Origin of the sequence: uncultured Amaricoccus sp. (genome assembly GCF_937891315.1) — a bacterium.
Lineage (GTDB): Bacteria > Pseudomonadota > Alphaproteobacteria > Rhodobacterales > Rhodobacteraceae > Amaricoccus.
Map to the genome: position 1 here is coordinate 1 of NZ_CALAGI010000134.1, position 18,081 is coordinate 18,081.

The following is an 18,081-nucleotide window of genomic DNA, read 5'->3' on the forward strand; positions in this document are numbered from 1 at the left end:
ATATGGAGCGCCTTGGTCAAGGGGCGACCGAGGCTCGCGCCGATCGCCTGCGCGAAGGCGCCGAGGATCGCATCGAGATGCACCCGGCAGAGCGCCATGTCGATCGCGGTGAAGGCGCGCGGCATGGCACGGGGCAGGGTGCCGGGATCGCCGCCGAGCATCAGGTCGACGAGGTGATAGGCGAGCTCCGATTGCCCGGCGATCAGGCCCGGCGTATCGGCGTCCTCGATCTCGACGACGCCGAGCATCGCAGGCACCACGATCCCGCCCGCCGCGTCGGCGAGCCGCGTGACCCGCGGGTGGCTCGTGGTCGCGGAGATCGTGGTCTTGACCAGCGGGCGTAGCCGGTCCTCGATCCCCCGGGCGAAGGTTTCGCCGATCAGGTCGGAATCGGGCAGGGGCGAACGTGCCACCCCGGATCGTCTCAGCTTCTTCGTCAGCACACTGTCGGACGGCATCAGGCTTCTCCCGCGCTGCGCGCCCGGCGGAGTCTCGGCGGCAATTCTTGCCAAAGTCTGAAGGAAGCCCGGTCAATTCTTGACGAATGCGCGTTCGAAGCCTCGCCGCGGCGCGGCATGGGGTAACGCGCGCTTCAGGGTTTTGCCTTTATCTCGCTGGCGGGGACGAGGGGAATGCGATGGAACGCGGCGCGCCGGGCAACGTAACGATCATCAAGCGCAAGAAGGTGGTGGCCGGCGGCCATCACGGCGGAGCATGGAAGGTGGCCTACGCCGACTTCGTGACCGCGATGATGGCCTTCTTCCTGCTGATGTGGCTGCTGAGCGTCAGCGACGAGGAAACGCGCCTCGGCCTCGCCGACTATTTCAGCCCGACGATCCCGATCCACACGACCCGCGGTGGCGGCGACGGTCCGTTCGATGGCGCGAGCATGTTCAGCCAGGACGTGCTGACCCAGGACGAGACTGGCCAGAAGGGCGATCCCGAGGTGCTGGACCAGCTTGACCAGTCGGACCAGAGCCTCTGGGACCTGCGCGAACAGCTCACGGGCGGCAGCGGCGACGCCGTCGAGGCCGATCCCCTGCTGAAGCATATCCGCACCCGCGTGACCGACGAGGGCTTGATCGTCGAGGTGTTCGACATCGAGGGCTCGCCGCTCTTCGACGGCGACACCGCCCGGCCGAACGCGATCTTCGAACGGCTGCTCGCCATGATCGGCCGCGTCGCGGCGCGGATCGCGAACCCGATCGCCGTCACGGGCCATCTTGCGAAGAGCGACACCGGCATGGACCGGCCCGATCCCTGGACGCTCTCGACCAACCGGGCGCAGCTGGCGCGCGAGCATCTGCAGGCCGCCGGCGTCGCCGACACGCGCATCGCCCGCGTCACCGGCAAGGCGGACCGCGACCCGGTGGCGGAGGATGGTTCCGATTCGCGGAACCGCCGGATCGAGATCACGCTCCTGCGGCGGTTCAATCCTTGAATCGCCCTTGTTTCACGGCGTTAGCGGGATCTTAAGCCCCGGTGCCAAAGGATGCGCGCGACACCACCCCTCATGGTGAGCGCCGGACGCCGACCACCCACGGACAAGGTCCACGCGGACCTGCACGAACAAAAGGACCGAGTTGCAATGGGTATCTCCTCATCGATGAACGCCGGCGTCGCCGGTCTCAACGCGAATGCCAACAAGCTCGGGACCATCGCCGACAATATCGCGAACTCCCAGACCAACGGCTACAAGCGGGCGGATGTCGACTTCGCCTCGATGACGGTCAACGACGCGCGCACCTCCTATGCCATCGGCGGCGGGCGCTCCTATACCGCGGGCGGCGTGACGACCACCGCGATCTTCAATATCGAAGCCAAGGGCGCGGTCACCGGCACCGACAATGCGACGGACATCGCGATCTCTGGCCGCGGCATGCTGCCGGTGACCTCGATCGCCTCGGTCGGCGGGAACGCCTCGGACCAGGATTTGATGCTGACCTCGACCGGTTCGTTCGATATCAACGCCAAAGGCTATCTCACCACCTCCTCGGGCCTCGTGCTGCTCGGATGGGCGGCGAACGCCAACGGGACCATCCCGGCCCAGCCGCGCGATTCCGCCTCCGGCCTCCAGCCGGTGCGGGTCAATCTCTCCGGCACCGCGGCGCTGCCCAGTTCGGAAATCGTGGTGAATGCGAACCTGCCGGCCACCGCGACCGCGGCCGGCTCCACCGGCGACGCGCAGCCGATCAATGTCGAGTATTTCGACAATCTCGGCGCGGCGCAGACCCTGTCGATGACCTTCACCCCGACCGTCCCGGCGGCGGGCAACCCGAATTCCAACACCTGGACGCTCGATATCGTCGATCAGGCGACGGGTCTTTCGGCCGGCAGCTACCAGATTGTCTTCAGCACCGCCTCGGGCAACGCCGGCAACATCGCCTCGGTCACCCAACTCGTGGCCGGTGCGACGCCGCCCTCGACCACCTACGACGCGACCACCGGCGAGATGTCGCTGCAGCTCGGCGACCAGGCGATCGCGATCCAGCTCGGCTCGACCGACGCCGCCGGCGCGCATCACCTGACGCAGCTCTCCTCGACCTTCTCCTCCTCGGGCGTGACCAAGGACGGCAACGCGGCCGGCACCTTCACCGGCTTGAGCATCGACGAGAAGGGCCTGCTCAGCGCCAGCTATTCCACCGGCTTCAGCCGGGTGATCTACCAGATCCCGGTCGCGGACGTGCCGAACCTCAATGGCCTGCGCGTGCTCGACAACCAGAGCTACGCCGTGTCGAGCGAGAGCGGCCCGCTGTTTCTCTACGACGCGGGCACCGGGCCGGTCGGCGGCATCGAGGGCTTCGCGCTCGAGCAGTCGACCACCGACACCGCGAACGAGCTGACGCAGCTGATCCAGACCCAGCGCGCCTATTCGTCGAACGCCAAGATCATCCAGACCGTCGACGAGATGATGCAGGAAACCACCAACCTGAAGCGTTGATCCGCCCGGCCTGACGAGAGGTTCGCCCGATGAGCATTTCCAGCGCTTTCAACAACGCCGCGTCGGGCCTAAGAGCGACATCGCGGCTGGCCAGCACGATCTCCAACAACGTGTCGAACGCGTTGACCGCGGGCTATGCCAAGCGGACGACGAGCCTCGGTTCCTCGTCCGCGGGCGGGGTCGGGACCGGCGTCACGATCGGCGCCACCACCCGCGCGGAGAGCATCTATCTGACCACCGAGCGTCGTCTCGCCGACGCGACCCTCGCTTCGACCACCGCTCAGTCGGACGCCTATGACCGGCTGATGACGGCCATGGGCGAGGCCGGCGTCGACGGATCGCTGTCAGCCAATGCCACCGCGCTCGAGACCGCGCTGATGGCGGCGGTCGCTTCGCCGCAATCGACGACGATCCTGACCCAGGCGATGGATTCCGCGCGCAACCTCGTCGCCTCTCTGAACGCCATCGCCGATGAAGCCTCCACGCTGAGGACCGAAGCGGACACCGCGATCGCCCGCCAGGTTTCGAAGGTCAACGAAAACCTGCGCCGGATCGACGACCTTAACTCCAGGATCCAGAATCTGGATCTGCAGGGCGTCGATACGCTGTCGCTCAAGGACGAGCGCGGCCTGCTGATCGACGGGATCTCCTCGATCATCCCGGTACGCGCGGTCAATCGCAGCGGCGGACAGGTGGCGATCTACACCCAGAACGGCGCGGCGCTGCTCGACGGCACGGTGTGGGAGCTGAGCTTCGACGCGGCGCCGACCACCGTTACCTACGACCTGACCGTCGGGAACGGCGCGCTTGGCGGGCTTCGGCAGGATCAGGGCGCCTTCTCGGGCCTCGTCGATATCACCACCGGGACCGGAACCGGAGCGATGGACGGCGGGTCGCTGTCCGCGCTCTTCCAGATCCGCGACCGTCTGGTGCCCGAATTCACCGCCGAGGTCGATGGCTTCGCCAATGATCTGATCGGGCGGTTCCGCGACCTGATGCCGGCCGCCGCGCTGGATGGGGCCGGCAACGGGCTTTTCGTCGACGCGACCGGCTCCGGCACCACCGGCCTGTCGTCGCGGATCGCGGTCAACGCCGCGGCCGATCCCGATCAGGGCGGTTATGTCTGGCGGCTGCGCGACGGCCTCTCGGCGGTGACCGAAGGCACGGCGGGCAACGCCTCCGTCCTGCAGACGATGACCGACGCGATGGCGCAATCGCGCCAGCCGACCGGGCTGATCTCGCAGAGCGCCCGCGCCAACAGCGCGACCATGGCCTCCGAGATTTCCGCCTTCTTCGCCGGCAAGGCGGCGCGCAGCGACGATGATCTCGCCTTCATCACCGCGCGTCAGGCGACGCTGTCGGAGCAGGAGCTGAATTTCACTGGCGTCGATAGCGACAGCGAGCTCGAATATCTGACCATGGTCGAACAGGCCTACGCCGCCAACGCCAAGGTGCTGACCACGATCGACAACCTGATGCAGCTGCTGCTGGAGATGTGAGAAGATGAAGATCTCCGGAACCTCCGACCTCGGTCGCCTCGCCAACATGCAGAAGCGTGCGATCGACACCCGCGCCTCGCTGAACCGCGCCGCGACCGAGATGACGACGGGCGAGAACGCCAGCCGCTACGAGGCGACCGCGGGCAATCTGACGCGGCTCTTCGCGCTGGAGCGCTCGCTCGATCGCAACGCGGTCTTCACCGAGACGATCGAGCTGACCGAGATCCGGCTCGACACCGTGCAGAACGGCCTCGGCTTGATCCTGAAGCCGATCGAGGATCTGTCGGTCAATCTCGCCACCTCGGTCGGTCTCGGCGACGTCTCGAACAGCCTCCTGCATGCGAATACCGCGCGGAACGCCTTCGCCGACACGGTGAGCGTGCTGAATTCGCAGGTCCAGGGCCTGTCGCTCTTCGCCGGCACCGCGACGGATGGTCCGGCGCTGGCCTCGGCGGACTCGATCCTCGCCGATCTCGACGCGCTCGCCGCGGGGTCCGCGACGGCGACGGATGCGATCGCCGCGATCGATGACTATTTCTCGGCCACCGGCGCCTTTCGCACGAGTGGCTACATCGGATCGACCGACGACCTCGCCGCCGTCGATATCGGCGAGGGCCGCCGGCTCAAATATGCCGTGCGCGCCGACGCCGACGAGATCATCGCCGTCCTGCGCTCGCAGGCGCTCGCCGCCGTGGTCGCGGGTGGCGCCTTCTCGGGCGACACCGCCGCCCGGATGGAGATGCTTGGCGCGGCCGGCAACAGCATGCTCGCCGCGAAGGAGGGCGTGCTGGACCTCCGCGCCGCCGTCGGCGTGTCGCAGAACGCGCTGGAGCGGGGGAAGGCTTCCCGCGTCTCCGAGCGCGACACGCTCGATCTCGCGCGAAACCAGATCCTCGAGATCGACTATGACGCCGCCGCCTCGCGCTATCAGGCGCTCGAGACGCAGCTCAACGTGATCTACACCGTGACCTCGCGGCTGGCCGACCTCAGCTACACGAATTTCATGAAATAGGGCGGACATGCGCTTGCCATATCTCGGCTGCCTGCTGGCGTTGCTGGTGCTCTGGTTCGGGGGCATCGCCGGCCCGGGCATGGCCTCGCCCGCGCGCATCAAGGATCTCGTCGAGATGGACGGCGTTCGCGGCAACGACCTTCTCGGTTACGGCCTCGTCGTCGGGCTCAACAATTCCGGCGACAGCCTGCGCAATTCGCCTTTCACCGAAGATGCGATCGTCAATCTGCTGGAGCGGCTCGGCGTCAATGTGACGGGCGAACAGATCCGCGCCCGCAACGTCGCCGCCGTGCTCGTCACCGCGACCCTGCCGCCGTTCAGCCGCGCAGGCAGCCAGATCGATGTCACGGTCTCCGCGATCGGCGACGCCTCGAGCCTGCTCGGCGGCACCCTTGTCATGACCCCGCTGAACGCCGCGGACGGCCAGATCTACGCGGTCGCGCAGGGCTCGATCATCGCCGGCGGCGTGGTGGCCGCGGGCGAAGCCTCGAGCGTGACCCAGGGCGTGCCGACCGCCGGGATCATCCCGTCGGGCGCGCGGGTCGAGCGTGAGGTCGCCTTCGATTTCACCTCCGTCCGCGAGATGCGTCTCGCGCTGCGCAATCCCGATTTCACCACCGCCGCGCGCATCGCCACGGCGATCAACCGCGACGTTGGCACCCGGGTGGCCGAGATGCTCGATTCCGGCACCGTGCGGCTCGATCTCGCGAAGGCCGGCATCGACACGCCGGCGCTCCTCATGGCGCAGATCGAGAATATCGAGGTGCAGACCTCGACCAAGGCGCGCGTGGTGGTGGATCAGCGTTCGGGCACCATAATCCTCGGCTCGGACGTGCGGATCAGCCGTGTCGCGGTGACGCAGGGCTCGCTGACGCTGCAGGTCGAGGAGGCGCCGCTGGTCGTGCAGCCGAACCCCTTTGCCAACGGCGAGACCGTGGTCATTCCGCGCACCGATGCCTCGATCACCGAGCAGCCTGGCAACGGCCTCGCCATCGTCGAGAGTTCGGTTTCGCTGCCGCAGGTGGTCGCCGGCCTCAACGCGCTCGGCGTCTCGGCCCGCGACATGATCGACATCCTGAAGTCGATCAAGGCGGCCGGCGCGCTCCACGCCGAATTCATCGTCCAGTAGGCCGCGCGGGAGCGAAGCGCCGGGCGCCGCGGCCACCGTCAAGGCGGGCCGGGCAGGGGGGTCAGCCAGGGTCTTCCGGCTTCCAGTGACATTTCCCAGGAGCCGGGCGGGATGGCGCGGGCGCGCAGGCGGTCGAGCCGCCAGCGCGCCCGGCCGTCGCGCGCCCAGCCAGGACGGGGGGCGATCCGCCACCGCGTCTCGACCCCCGTCGCGCCGGCGCGGTCCTCCGGGGTGAGCAGGAGGGCGGTCGGCGCGCCGCTGCTCGCCTTCGCCGCCAGCAGCAGCCGGCGAACCACCGTGAGGCTCGGCGCGGCCGACAGCTCGGCCACCACCAAGGGCGCCGGGCCGGCGCGCAGTGCTTCCTCGGTCGCCCGCGGAATGTCGGCCTCGCATCGCGCCGCGCCGAAGATCAGCCGCCCGGGATCGAGAAAGGCGCGCAACCCGTCCCCCATCGGCCGGTCGGCGATCCAGTCGGGACCGAGCCACAGGATCGGTCCCGACATGGCAGCGCCGACGAGCACCGCGAAGACATGCCGCGCGGGGCCGGTGACCTCATGCGCCCGCCCCCGCGCCAGCGCGAGGTCCGGTGCGAACGCGATCTCGGCGGCGGCGATGTCGCGGTCAATGAGCATGGCGGTCCGGCGCCGATTGTTCGCCTAATGTTCTCATTTCGCCGCGCGCTGGTCAAGCGCCGCGCCGGCGAAGCGCGTCGCCCGGACATGTTCGAACAGCATCGCCGCGGCGGTGCTGTCCGGCGCCGGATCCTCCGCCCCCCGCCAGGCTCCCCGGGACGCGTGACCGCGCGCCCCATATCGAAAAATGGCATGGTCGGACGAAACCCGTCGGGCAAGCACTCGATCGGGCACGCACGCATTCGTTGAATTTCCGCTGACGAAGCCGGGAAAAGCGGATAACATGGCCGAAAAATAACAGGCGATTCGAGCAGGAGTTTTGGGCAGTTGCGAGGGTTTCTTCTCGTCGGTCTTTTTTGTTTTCTCGCCTCTTGCGGCGGTTCCGATCCGGAAGCCCCGGCGAGCCGCGCGGCGGGGGGCGTTCCCCGCTTCGGCGACGCCGATCCGCATGACTGGGAGGGCGTGAAGCCCTGGCAATATTCGGTGCATGGCATCGATGTGTCGAAATACCAGGGCGACATCGACTGGTGGGCGGCGCGGTCCGGCGGCATCTCCTTCGCCTTCATCAAGGCGACCGAGGGCGGCGACTACGCCGACGAGCGGTTCGCCGAGAACTGGGCCGGCGCGGCGGCGGCCGGCGTTCCGCGCGGCGCCTATCACTTCTACTATTTCTGCCGTACGGCGGCGGAGCAGGCGGACTGGTTCATGCAGCATGTGCCCGCCGATCGCCGGGCTCTGCCGCCGGTTCTCGACATCGAATGGAACCACAAGTCGCGGACCTGCCCCTACCGCCCGGACGCGGAGACGGTGCGTTCGGAGATGTACGACTATCTCCAGACGGTGGCCCGCTACTACGGCAAGCGGCCGATCATCTACACCACGGTCGATTTCTATCGCGAGAACGAGCTCTGGCGGATCCGCGACTATCACTTCTGGTTGAGGTCGGTCGCCGGACATCCCTCGGAGGTCTATTCCGGGCAGGACTGGGCCTTCTGGCAATATACCGGCACCGGCCTCGTCTCGGGCATCTCGGGGCTGACGGATATCAACGTCTTCGCCGGCTCTCCCGCGCAATGGGCGCAGTGGGCCTACAACTGACCGCGCGGCCCTCGGCGGACGCCGGCGCCGGCGGTCCCGCGCCGGGGCCGCCTCTGGACAGGGAGCCGCTTTTTCGCCACAAGGCCGGCGGAGTGCGATAGGATGCCCTGAGAGCCGGAAAACACGGCCGAGGCGAGCAAGCAAAGCAGGCAAACATGGAAGCTGATACCCTGGCGGCCGCGCAGAACATCGATTTTTCGTTGTTCGCGCTGTTCCTGCGGGCGAGTTTCACGGTCAAGCTCGTGATGCTCATTCTGATCGCCGCGTCCTTCTGGTCATGGGCGATCATCATCCAGAAGCATTTCGACCTGCGCCGCGCCAAGACCGAGGCCCGGGATTTCGACCAGGCCTTCTGGTCCGGCGAGCCGCTGGACGCCGTGTTCGACCGCATCGGGCCAGAGCCGCGAGGTGGCGCCGCGCGGGTCTTCGCCGCCGGCATGACCGAATGGCGCCGATCGCACCGCAAGGACGGCGGCCTCATCCACGGCACACAGGCACGGATCGAGCGCGCGATGAACGTCGCGATCGGCCGCGAATCCGAGATGCTGACCAAGGGCCTCACCTATCTCGCGACCGTGGGCTCGATCTCGCCCTTCGTCGGCCTCTTCGGCACGGTCTGGGGCATCAAGGGCGCCTTCGAAGAGATCGCCATGCAGCAGAGCACCAATCTCGCGGTGGTCGCGCCGGGCATCGCCGAGGCGCTGCTCGCCACCGGGCTCGGCCTTCTCGCCGCGATCCCGGCGGTGGTCTTCTACAACAAGCTCAGCCAGGACTGCGATCAGGTGATCGGCGGCTACGAGAGCTTTTCCGACGAGTTCGCGCTGATCCTGTCGCGCCAGCTCGACCGGACCGCCGCCTGAGATGGGCGCGTCGCTCCAATCCGCGGGCGGGCGGGCCGGTCGCCGCCGCGGCGGCCGCCGGCCGATGGCCGAGATCAACGTGACGCCGATGGTCGATGTCATGCTGGTGCTTCTCATCATCTTCATGGTGGCGGCGCCGCTCCTGACCGTCGGGGTGCCGATCGAACTGCCGAAGACCGCCGCGACGCCCCTGCCTTCCGAGGCGGAGGAGCCGCTGACCATCGCGATGACGGCCGACGGCGGCATCCGGGTGCAGAATACCGAGGTGGCCCGCGAGGGCTTCATTCCGCTGCTGCGCTCGGTCGCCGCCGAGCGCGACAGCGACAAGGTCTTCCTGCGGGCGGACGGCGGAATTCCCTATGCCGACGTGATGCAGGTGATGGGCGCGCTCAATGCCAGCGGCTTCAACAATATCGGGCTCGTGACGGAGCAGGGTGGTCCGCGGTTCGACGCGCGGGCAAACTAGGCCAGGGTCCGGCAATCCGATGAAAACCGGCCGATGAAAACCGGCGTTGCCATCTCCGCGGCGGCCCACGGCGCATTGATCGCGCTCGTGGTCCTCGGTGTGCCCTGGCTCTCGCGCCGGGACAGTCCGGCCGTGCCGGTCACCGATGTGAGCTTCATCAGCGAGGCCGATTTCGACCGGGCCCAGGCGGCGGCGGAGGCCGAGCGGCGCGAGGACGCGCCCGCCGAGCAGCCGGTCGCCGCCGCGCCCCCGCGCGAGCGTCCGGCCGAGGCGCCGCCCGAGACGCCACCGGAAGCCAACCCCGAACCCGAACCGACGCCGGAACCCGCCCCCGCGCCCGAGCTCGATCAATCGGTGGCCACGCTGGCGCCGAGCTTCAATCCCGAGACGCCGCTCGCGGCGCCCGAGGCGCAGCCGCCGATCGCGCCAACGCCGAGCGCGCCGGACCGACTGGCCGCCGTCGCGCCGCCGCGATCGCGCCCGGCTGTCCCGACCCGGCCGGCGCCGATAGCTCAGCCGGAACCCGAGCCGGAGCCGGAACCCGAACCGACCGCCATTCCGGAACCCGCCGCCACCCCGAAACCCGTCGAGGCGCCGGAGCCCGCGACGCTCGCGCTCGATGCTTCGAGCCCGCCCATGGCCCGCCCGAAGAACCTCCCCGACCAGACGCGTCAGGCGTCCGATGTGCTGCGGGCGCTGCGACAGGAAGTCGAGCGCGAACAGGCGCGGCGACAGGAGGCGAAGCCCGAGCGGACCGCGGAGCGAGCGACCCCGCCGACCGAACCGACGGTGACCCGGCCGACGCCGCCCTCGGACGGGCGCGCCCAGGCCACCTCGCTCGCCGAGGGGTCGCCGATCACCAATGCCGAGAAGGAGGGCTTGCGCCTCGCGGTCCAGCGCTGCTGGGTGGTGCCCGCGGGGGTGCGCGACGCTGGCGAGCTCCGCGTCGTGCTCGCCGCGCGGCTCGAGCCCGATGGTTCGGTCATCAGCGGCTCGATCCGGCTCATCGAGCCGAGCCCGGCGCCGGACGCGCGCTTCCAGGCGGCCTATGACGCGGGCCGCCGGGCGCTCCTGCGCTGCGCGCCCTATTCCGACCTGCCGCGCGAGAAATACGCCCGCTGGCGCGATATCGAAGTCGTCTTTGATCCCAAGGGGATGGTGTCATGGTAAGTCTTTCCCGGCGGGGCCTCCTCCTCGCCGCTCCCGCGGCGCTGCTGGTCCGGCCGTTCGCGGCCGTCGCGCAGTCGCCGCTGCGCATCGAGATCACCCAGGGCGTGATCGAGCCGATGCCCTTCGCCGCGCCGACCTTCGTGCCCGACACCGCCGCGGCCGCCGATCTCGCCGCGCGCATCACCCAGGTGGTGATCGACGACCTGACCGGCACCGGTCTGTTCCGCGAGATACCGGCCAGCGCCCATATCGGGCGGATCACCAATTTCGACGCCCCGGTGCAGTTCTCGGACTGGAAGGCGATCAATGCCCAGGCGCTGATCACCGGCGCGGTCGGCCTCGGCGGCGACAAGGCGCAGGTGCGGTTCCGGCTCTGGGATGTCTTCGCCCAGACCGCGCTCGGCGAAGGGCTGCGGTTCGAGGGCCCGGCGGGCAGCTGGCGGCGGCTCGGCCACAAGGTCGCCGACGCGGTCTATTCGCGCCTGACCGGCGAGGGCGGCTATTTCGACAGCAAGGTCGCCTTCATCGCCGAGAGCGGTCCGAAGAACGCGCGCGCGAAACGTGTCGCGCTGATGGATTACGACGGCGCCAACGCCCAGATGATCACCGATGGCGGCGCGCTGGTCGTCACGCCCCGGATCTCGATCAAGGCGCGCCAGATCCTCTATACGAGCTACGAGGCCGGCGCGCCCCGGGTGTTCATCATGGGCGTGAACGGCTCCGGTCGGCGGATGCTCGACCAGGGCGCGGCCATGTCCTTCGCGCCGCGTTTCTCGGACGACGGCTCGCGGGTCGTCTACAGCGTCTCCGAGGGCACCGGGTCGGACATTTTCGTCATCGGCGCCGACGGCGGCGGGCGGCGGCGGCTGACCCAGTCGGCCGCGATCGACACCTCGCCCTGCTTCTCGCCCGACGGCGGCCAGATCGTGTTCGAGAGCGACCGCTCGGGCAGCCAGCAGGTCTATGTCATGTCCTCGGGCGGCGGCGAGCCGAAGCGCATCAGCTTCGGCGAGGGGCGTTATGCGACCCCGGTCTGGTCGCCGCGCGGCGACCTGATCGCCTTCACCAAGATCGTCGGCGGCCGCTTCCATATCGGGGCGATGCGCACCGACGGGTCGAACGAGCAGTTGCTGACCGCGAGCTATATCGACGAAGGTCCGACCTGGGCGCCGAACGGCCGCGTGCTGATGTTCTTCCGCGAATCCCCCGGGGCGAGCGGCGGGCCGCAGATCTACACGGTCGATATCACCGGCCGGAACCTCCGCCGTGTACCGACGGCCGGTTTCGCGTCGGATCCATCCTGGTCGGGTCTGCTCGGCTAGGTAGTTGAAACGCTCCGTAGGGGCAGGGAGGACAGGATGAGGACATCTTTCGCCACGATCGCGTGCCTGTTCGGCGCGCTCCTCGTCGCCGGCTGCGCGGGCGATGCGATCACGGTGCCGACGACGCCGGACGCGGGCTACAACGGCGGGGTCGGTGGGGCCGGGGCGGGGCTCGACGGGGTCACAGGCGGCGTCTATGGCGGCACGCTGCCCGGAAGTGCGATCAGCGACCGCGTTCTTTTCGCCGTGGACCAGAGCACGCTCAGCGCCGAGGCGATCGGCACCCTGAACCAGCAGATCGGCTGGCTGACGCAGAATCCGGGCCAGATCACCATCGAGGGCCATGCCGACGAGCGCGGAACCCGCGACTACAACTTCCAGCTCGGTTCGAGCCGGGCAAGCGCGGTGCGCAACTACATGGTCAGCCAGGGGGTTCCCGATACGCGCATCAGCATCATCACCTATGGCCGCGAGCGCCCGGTGGCCACCTGCGCCGAGGAGAACTGCTTCGCGCAGAACCGTCGGGCTGTCACGGTTGTGACTGGCGGTCCCGGGGCGTGATCGCTAGATTTGCGTGCGCTTGAGCGCGGTTGAACCGGGGCGATAGGGTGGCGATGCCGGCATATTGGCGGAAGGGCTTGCTCGGCATGGCGCTGGTTTTCGGCCTCGCCGCGCCGGTCGGGGCGGAAACGGTCGCCGACATCCAGGCCGAGCTCAATCTGCTCAACGGGCAGGTCGAACAGCTTCGCAACGAGCTCGTCAGGCAGGGCTCCACCCGCGGCTTGCCGACACAACCCGCGACGGCGCTGACCCGGCTCGATCAGCTGCAGGACGAGTTGAAGCGCCTCACCAACCGGGTCGATGTGCTCAGCAACGACATTTCGCGCATCACGCAGGACGCGACCAACCGGGTCGGCGATATCGAGTTCAGGCTGACCGAGCTCGAAGGCGGAGACACGGCGCTCGTCGCCAAGCCCGAGCCGCTGGGCGGCGGGCTGACGCCGATGCCGCGGCCGAGCGCGCCGGCCGCCGTCCCGGGTCCGGCCGCCAGCGCGGGCGCGCCGCAGCTGACGGTGACCGAGAAATCCGATTTCGACGTCGCCGTCGCCGCCGCCGCCGCCGGCGACAATGCCAAGGCGGCGCAACTTTTCGGCGCCTTCCTCGCCACCTATCCGGGCGGACCGTTGTCGAGCGAGGCGCAATATCGCCGGGGCGAGGCGCAGGCCGCGCAATCCGACTGGCGCGGCGCGGCGCGGAGCTTTCTCGACGCCTTCAGCGGCGCGCCGGAGGGAACGCTGGCCGCGAAGTCGCTCTATCATCTCGGCGTCAGCCTTGGAGAGCTCGGCCAGACACAGGAAGCCTGCCTGACGCTGATCGAGGTCGACAGCCGCTATCCCGGCTCCGAGGTGGCGGGCGATGTCGCGGCGCGCAAGCGGGACCTCGGGTGCGAATGACGGCCGCGCTGGCCGAGGCGCTCGATCCCGTTCTTTCCGCCGCGCCGGATGGCGAGCTTGGCATCGCCGTTTCGGGCGGCGGCGATTCCATGGCGTTGCTGCTGCTGGCGCACGACTGGGCGCTGGCGCGCGGGCGTCCGGTCGCGGTCGTGACGGTGGACCACGGTCTCCGGGCCGCCGCCGCCGCCGAGGCCGAGGGCGTCGCGCGTTTCTGCGCCGCGCTCGGCATTCCGCACGAGACGCTGCGCTGGACCGGCTGGGACGGTCGCGGCAACCTTCAGGACGCCGCCCGCCGTGCGCGACGCCGGCTGATCGCCGCGTGGGCGCGAGGGCGTGGCCTCGGCGCCGTGGCGCTTGGCCACACGCTCGACGATCAGGCGGAGACCTTCCTGCTGCGCCTCGCCCGAGGGTCCGGCGTCGATGGCCTCGCCGCCATGGCCGAGGTGGCCGAGGCCGAGGGCGTGCTCTGGTTGCGGCCGATGCTGGGGCTTCGGCGCGAGGCGCTGCGCCGGTTGCTGCGCGGTGCCGGCATCCGATGGGTCGAGGATCCGGGCAACGCCGATCCCGCCTTCGATCGCGTGCGCGCCCGCGCGGCGCTGGAACCGCTCGAAGCGCTCGGCATCGGGCCGGAGCGGCTGGCCGCGACGGCGGCGGCGATGCGGCGCGCCCGCGTGGCGCTCGACCGGATGACCGCCGACCTCGCGGCGCGTTGCCTCGTCGCGGGACCGGCCGGCGATGCGACGCTCGATCCCGCCGCGCTGGCCGGCGCGACGGAGGAGGCCCGACTTCGGCTGCTCGCCGGGGCGCTCTGCTGGGTCTCGGGCGCGCCTTATCGCCCGCGGCTCGCACGGCTCCGAACGGCGCTGGCGGCGATCGAGCAGGGGCGACTGGGGGCCGGCGTCACGCTGCACGGCTGCGTGCTGCGCCCCACGACCGGAGCCGCGGCGGGCGGGGTCGCGATCCGGCGCGAGCCGGCGCGGGTGGCGCCCCCGGTCGAACCCGGCCCCGACGGCTGGGACGGACGCTGGCGCTTCGAGGGGCCGCTCCCGGCGGATCCGGGGGTTCGGATCGGGGCGCTCGGCGCCGCCGGCCTCGCGCGGCTGCCGCGATGGCGCGCCCGCGGCCTGCCGCGCGAGGCGCTCCTGACCACGCCGGCGGTCTGGCACGGCGACACGCTCCTGGCCGCCCCGATCGCGCGACCGGGGATAGGGCCGGCGGTTCGGCGCTTCTCCGGGAGCCCGTCGCCGTGGCATGTCACGATATTGCGTTGAATCCGCGGCCTGGATGCTTATGTTAGGTTGCAAGACCTAACGGGCCGCGCGCGCGGCCGAAGCGGTCGCTTAGGAGATGGGCCTGTGGGCAACACGAAGAATATCGCGTTCTGGATCATCCTCTTCCTGTTGATGGTCGCGCTGTTCAACGTCTTTTCGAACGGAAGCCGCACCAGCATGGGGCGCGAGATCAGTTATTCGGAATTCCTGAACAAGGTCGAGGACGGACAGGTCTCTTCCGTGCAGCTTGACGGCGAGAAGGTCTTCGTGACCGGCAAGGACGGCGTCTCCTATCAGACGGTACAGCCGCGCAATACCGACGTGCTGCCCGATCTGCGCGAGGCCGGCGTCGAAATTCGCGCCGTGCCGCAGGAACAGTCGGGCATCATGTCCGCGCTCGGACTCTGGCTGCCGTTCCTGCTGCTGATCGGCGTCTGGATCTTCTTCATGAACCGGATGCAGGGCGGCGGCCGCGGCGGCGCGATGGGCTTCGGCAAGTCCAAGGCGAAGCTCCTGACCGAGAAGTCGGGCAAGGTGACGTTCAACGACGTCGCCGGCATCGACGAGGCCAAGGAGGAGCTGGAGGAGATCGTCGAGTTCCTGCGCGATCCGCAGAAGTTCAGCCGCCTCGGCGGCAAGATCCCCAAGGGCGCGCTGCTCGTCGGCCCTCCGGGCACCGGCAAGACGCTGCTGGCCCGCGCCATCGCGGGTGAGGCCGGCGTGCCGTTCTTCACGATTTCGGGATCGGACTTCGTCGAGATGTTCGTCGGCGTCGGCGCATCCCGTGTCCGCGACATGTTCGAGCAGGCGAAGAAGAACGCGCCCTGCATCGTCTTCATCGACGAGATCGACGCCGTCGGCCGGCACCGCGGCGCGGGCTACGGCGGCGGCAACGACGAGCGCGAGCAGACGCTGAACCAGCTTCTGGTCGAGATGGACGGCTTCGAGGCGAACGAGGGCGTCATCCTGATCGCCGCCACCAACCGCCCGGACGTGCTTGACCCCGCGCTGCTGCGCCCCGGCCGCTTCGACCGGCAGGTGCAGGTGACGAACCCCGACATCAAGGGGCGCGAGAAGATCCTCGGCGTCCATGCCCGGCGGGTTCCGCTCGCGGCGGATGTCGACCTCCGCATCATCGCGCGCGGCTGCCCCGGTTTCTCCGGCGCCGATCTCGCCAACCTCGTCAACGAGGCGGCGCTGATGGCGGCGCGGACCGGCAAGCGGTTCGTGATGATGGAGGATTTCGAGAACGCCAAGGACAAGGTGATGATGGGCGCCGAGCGCCGGTCGATGGTCATGTCCGACGACGAGCGCAAGCTGACCGCCTATCACGAGGCGGGCCACGCCATCGTCGGCCTGAATGTTCCGCAGCATGATCCGATCCACAAGGCGACGATCATCCCGCGCGGCCGCGCCCTTGGCCTCGTGTTGTCGCTGCCGGAGCGCGACCAGCTCTCGGTGACGAAAACCAAGTACAAGTCGATGATCGCCATGGCGATGGGTGGCAAGGTCGCCGAGGAGCTGACCTTCGGCCCGGATCAGGTGACGTCCGGCGCCGCGTCCGATATCCAGCAGGTCAGCCGGATCGCCCGCGCGATGGTGACCAAGTTCGGCATGTCGGAGAAGCTGGGCAATATCGACTATGCCAACGAGCAGTTCTCCTATCTCGGGCCTCAGGGTGGCGGCGTCAACGCCGGTCCCGATACGCACGAGCTCATCGACGCCGAGGTCCGGGCGCTGGTGGACGAGGGTTATGCCACCGCCCGCCGCGTCCTCACCGAGAAGCGCGACGATCTCGAGCGCATGGCGAACGGGCTGCTCGAATACGAGACCTTGACCGGCAAGGAAATCGCCCGGGTGATCGCTGGCCAGCCGCTCAATCGCGGTGGCGACGACGATGGCGACGCGCGCGACGACGGAGGCTCGGTCTCGGCGATCCCGAAGACCGGCAAGTCCCGCCCGCCGCGCGGCGACAACGGCATGGAGCCCGAGCCGATCGCCTGACCCCAGGCGTTCGGCGGGCCCGCGACTTTCGTGCGACGGGTTGGCCACTGGCCGGCGCCCGTCCGCGACGATATGATCCGGCATGATCGAGAATCACGCCGCCGCTGTTCCCGCCGCACCTTCGGATGATCGTAGCCTCGCCGGCGCGCTCTGGCGCGGCTGGCGGCGCGCCTGTCCCGCCTGTGGCGAGGGCGCGCTGATGGATGGCTATCTGACCGTGCGGCCAGCCTGTCCCGCCTGCGGCGCCGACATGAGCCACCAGCGCGCCGACGATGGGCCTGCCTGGGCGACCATCCTCATCACCGGGCACATCCTGGCGCCGCTGATGCTGACCGTCTTTACCATCTGGCGGCCGGCGGGGTGGGTCATGGCGGTTGGATTCTCGGTCGTTTTCGTCGCCCTTTCGCTCTATCTGCTGCCGCGGCTGAAAGGCGCTTTCGTCGGTTTCCAGTGGGCCAAGCGCATGCATGGCTTCGGCGCGGCGCAGCCCGGCAAGCTCGCCGCGAGCCGGTAGCCGACGCATGGGAGACAACGGGACAGGGGCGGTCCCGATCCGCGACGCCGCGACCGTCGTCGTGGTCCGGCGCGATGGTGACCAGATCCGGGTGCTGATGGGCCAGCGTGGCGCCGGCGCGGTCTTCATGCCCGACAAGTTCGTCTTCCCCGGCGGCGCCGTCGATCCCGGAGATCTCGCGCTCGCCACCTCGCTCGATCCCGATAACGAACCGACCCTCGCCCGCGCGCTGCCGCTCGCCGCGATCCGCGAGCTCTGGGAGGAGACCGGGCTGATGCTCGGCGCGCCCGATGTCTCGGCCGTTCCCGACGCGGCGGAGGTGCCCGAAGGCTGGCGTGGCTTCTTCGCGGCCGGGTTGGGGCCGCGACCAGCCGACCTGCGCCTGTTTTTCCGTGCGGTCACGCCGCCGGGCCGGCCGCGCCGGTTCGATGCCCGATTCTATCTGGCGGAGGCCGGCGATCTGTTCAATCCGGTGGACGATTTCGGGGGCGCGTCGGGTGAACTGCTCTATCTGAGCTGGCTCGACCTCGCCGCGGCGCGCAAGCTGGCACTGCCCTTCATCACCGAGGTTGTCCTGTCCGAACTGGAGGCGATCTTCGAAGCGCCCCACGACGCCGCCCGACCGATTCCCTTCTTTGATCATGACGCGGACGGCTCGCACTTCCGCCTGCTCGCCCCCTGACAGCGACGCCCGCGGGCCGGAACCCGC

At 69.3% G+C, this 18,081-nt stretch carries 18 protein-coding genes; 16 read left to right on the forward strand and 2 right to left on the reverse strand.

Features of this window, described 5'->3' with window-relative positions:
• Window positions 1–458: hypothetical protein (locus tag Q0480_RS12570; RefSeq protein WP_299133429.1), on the reverse strand; the 458-nt coding region annotated here is incomplete at its 3' end.
• Between the two features lie 179 nt (window positions 459–637).
• Between Q0480_RS12570 and Q0480_RS12575 the strand changes: the two genes are divergently transcribed.
• The 5 genes from Q0480_RS12575 (at window position 638) to Q0480_RS12595 (ending at window position 6,581) form a co-directional block, all read left to right on the forward strand.
• A complete protein-coding gene (locus Q0480_RS12575) occupies window positions 638–1,441 on the forward strand; it encodes a flagellar motor protein MotB (RefSeq protein WP_299133431.1) in 804 nt (267 codons plus the stop codon).
• 147 nt (window positions 1,442–1,588) lie between these two features.
• Window positions 1,589–2,941 (forward strand): flagellar hook protein FlgE, encoded by a 1,353-nt coding sequence (locus Q0480_RS12580; RefSeq protein ID WP_299133432.1) that lies wholly within the window; start codon window positions 1,589–1,591, stop codon window positions 2,939–2,941.
• A gap of 29 nt (window positions 2,942–2,970) precedes the next feature.
• Window positions 2,971–4,440, forward strand: coding sequence for a flagellar hook-associated protein FlgK (flgK, locus tag Q0480_RS12585; RefSeq protein WP_299133434.1), 1,470 nt, complete (start codon window positions 2,971–2,973; stop codon window positions 4,438–4,440).
• A 4-nt stretch (window positions 4,441–4,444) separates the two neighbouring features.
• Window positions 4,445–5,452, forward strand: a complete 1,008-nt coding sequence (locus tag Q0480_RS12590; protein ID WP_299133435.1) for a flagellin — start codon at window positions 4,445–4,447, stop codon at window positions 5,450–5,452.
• A gap of 7 nt (window positions 5,453–5,459) precedes the next feature.
• Window positions 5,460–6,581 (forward strand): flagellar basal body P-ring protein FlgI, encoded by a 1,122-nt coding sequence (locus Q0480_RS12595; protein ID WP_299133436.1) that lies wholly within the window; start codon window positions 5,460–5,462, stop codon window positions 6,579–6,581.
• 38 nt (window positions 6,582–6,619) lie between these two features.
• Here the strand turns inward: Q0480_RS12595 and Q0480_RS12600 are convergent, their stop codons facing one another.
• Window positions 6,620–7,213, reverse strand: a complete 594-nt coding sequence (locus Q0480_RS12600) for a hypothetical protein (protein ID WP_299133438.1) — start codon at window positions 7,211–7,213, stop codon at window positions 6,620–6,622.
• Window positions 7,214–7,540: 327 nt separating this feature from the next.
• Here Q0480_RS12600 and Q0480_RS12610 point away from each other — a divergent pair, with 327 nt between their 5' ends.
• From Q0480_RS12610 to Q0480_RS12660, 11 genes are all read left to right on the forward strand, one after another.
• A complete protein-coding gene (locus Q0480_RS12610) occupies window positions 7,541–8,311 on the forward strand; it encodes a GH25 family lysozyme (RefSeq protein ID WP_366940855.1) in 771 nt (256 codons plus the stop codon).
• Window positions 8,312–8,466: 155 nt separating this feature from the next.
• Window positions 8,467–9,171 carry a protein TolQ gene (gene tolQ / locus Q0480_RS12615; RefSeq protein ID WP_299133439.1) on the forward strand — a complete coding sequence of 235 codons (705 nt, stop codon included), beginning with the start codon at window positions 8,467–8,469 and terminating at the stop codon, window positions 9,169–9,171.
• Between the two features lies 1 nt (window position 9,172).
• Window positions 9,173–9,637 (forward strand): protein TolR, encoded by a 465-nt coding sequence (gene tolR / locus Q0480_RS12620; protein WP_299133440.1) that lies wholly within the window; start codon window positions 9,173–9,175, stop codon window positions 9,635–9,637.
• A 33-nt stretch (window positions 9,638–9,670) separates the two neighbouring features.
• Complete coding sequence (locus tag Q0480_RS12625; protein WP_299133441.1) at window positions 9,671–10,807, forward strand: hypothetical protein; 1,137 nt, start codon at window positions 9,671–9,673, stop codon at window positions 10,805–10,807.
• Window positions 10,801–12,129, forward strand: a complete 1,329-nt coding sequence (gene tolB / locus Q0480_RS12630; RefSeq protein ID WP_299133443.1) for a Tol-Pal system beta propeller repeat protein TolB — start codon at window positions 10,801–10,803, stop codon at window positions 12,127–12,129. The genes Q0480_RS12625 and tolB overlap by 7 nt, the downstream gene beginning before the upstream one ends.
• 36 nt (window positions 12,130–12,165) lie before the next feature.
• Complete coding sequence (locus Q0480_RS12635; RefSeq protein WP_299133445.1) at window positions 12,166–12,690, forward strand: OmpA family protein; 525 nt, start codon at window positions 12,166–12,168, stop codon at window positions 12,688–12,690.
• Between the two features lie 53 nt (window positions 12,691–12,743).
• Entirely contained in the window at window positions 12,744–13,583 is an 840-nt protein-coding gene (locus Q0480_RS12640) for a tetratricopeptide repeat protein (protein ID WP_299133447.1), read from the forward strand.
• Window positions 13,580–14,854, forward strand: coding sequence for a tRNA lysidine(34) synthetase TilS (gene tilS, locus Q0480_RS12645; protein WP_299133473.1), 1,275 nt, complete (start codon window positions 13,580–13,582; stop codon window positions 14,852–14,854). Before Q0480_RS12640 ends, tilS begins: the two co-directional genes overlap by 4 nt.
• 84 nt (window positions 14,855–14,938) lie before the next feature.
• Window positions 14,939–16,858 (forward strand): ATP-dependent zinc metalloprotease FtsH, encoded by a 1,920-nt coding sequence (ftsH, locus tag Q0480_RS12650; RefSeq protein ID WP_299133449.1) that lies wholly within the window; start codon window positions 14,939–14,941, stop codon window positions 16,856–16,858.
• 82 nt (window positions 16,859–16,940) lie between these two features.
• Window positions 16,941–17,372 (forward strand): DUF983 domain-containing protein, encoded by a 432-nt coding sequence (locus Q0480_RS12655; protein WP_299133451.1) that lies wholly within the window; start codon window positions 16,941–16,943, stop codon window positions 17,370–17,372.
• Window positions 17,373–17,379: 7 nt separating this feature from the next.
• Window positions 17,380–18,054: an NUDIX hydrolase gene (locus Q0480_RS12660; protein ID WP_299133452.1), complete on the forward strand. Its 675-nt coding sequence runs from the start codon at window positions 17,380–17,382 to the stop codon at window positions 18,052–18,054.
• Window positions 18,055–18,081 lie beyond the last annotated feature (27 nt).

Excerpts from the sequence above, each read along its gene's own strand:
- Q0480_RS12595 (WP_299133436.1), top strand. The coding sequence starts at position 5,460 with ATGCGCTTGCCATATCTCGGCTGCCTGCTGGCGTTGCTGGTGCTCTGG.
- Q0480_RS12590 (WP_299133435.1), top strand. The coding sequence starts at position 4,445 with ATGAAGATCTCCGGAACCTCCGACCTCGGTCGCCTCGCCAACATGCAG.
- tolB (WP_299133443.1), top strand. The coding sequence starts at position 10,801 with ATGGTAAGTCTTTCCCGGCGGGGCCTCCTCCTCGCCGCTCCCGCGGCG.
- Q0480_RS12580 (WP_299133432.1), top strand. The coding sequence starts at position 1,589 with ATGGGTATCTCCTCATCGATGAACGCCGGCGTCGCCGGTCTCAACGCG.
- Q0480_RS12600 (WP_299133438.1), bottom strand. The coding sequence starts at position 7,213 with ATGCTCATTGACCGCGACATCGCCGCCGCCGAGATCGCGTTCGCACCG.
- Q0480_RS12625 (WP_299133441.1), top strand. The coding sequence starts at position 9,671 with ATGAAAACCGGCGTTGCCATCTCCGCGGCGGCCCACGGCGCATTGATC.
- tolQ (WP_299133439.1), top strand. The coding sequence starts at position 8,467 with ATGGAAGCTGATACCCTGGCGGCCGCGCAGAACATCGATTTTTCGTTG.
- tolR (WP_299133440.1), top strand. The coding sequence starts at position 9,173 with ATGGGCGCGTCGCTCCAATCCGCGGGCGGGCGGGCCGGTCGCCGCCGC.
- Q0480_RS12655 (WP_299133451.1), top strand. The coding sequence starts at position 16,941 with ATGATCGAGAATCACGCCGCCGCTGTTCCCGCCGCACCTTCGGATGAT.
- Q0480_RS12660 (WP_299133452.1), top strand. The coding sequence starts at position 17,380 with ATGGGAGACAACGGGACAGGGGCGGTCCCGATCCGCGACGCCGCGACC.
- tilS (WP_299133473.1), top strand. The coding sequence starts at position 13,580 with ATGACGGCCGCGCTGGCCGAGGCGCTCGATCCCGTTCTTTCCGCCGCG.
- flgK (WP_299133434.1), top strand. The coding sequence starts at position 2,971 with ATGAGCATTTCCAGCGCTTTCAACAACGCCGCGTCGGGCCTAAGAGCG.
- Q0480_RS12640 (WP_299133447.1), top strand. The coding sequence starts at position 12,744 with ATGCCGGCATATTGGCGGAAGGGCTTGCTCGGCATGGCGCTGGTTTTC.
- Q0480_RS12635 (WP_299133445.1), top strand. The coding sequence starts at position 12,166 with ATGAGGACATCTTTCGCCACGATCGCGTGCCTGTTCGGCGCGCTCCTC.
- Q0480_RS12575 (WP_299133431.1), top strand. The coding sequence starts at position 638 with ATGGAACGCGGCGCGCCGGGCAACGTAACGATCATCAAGCGCAAGAAG.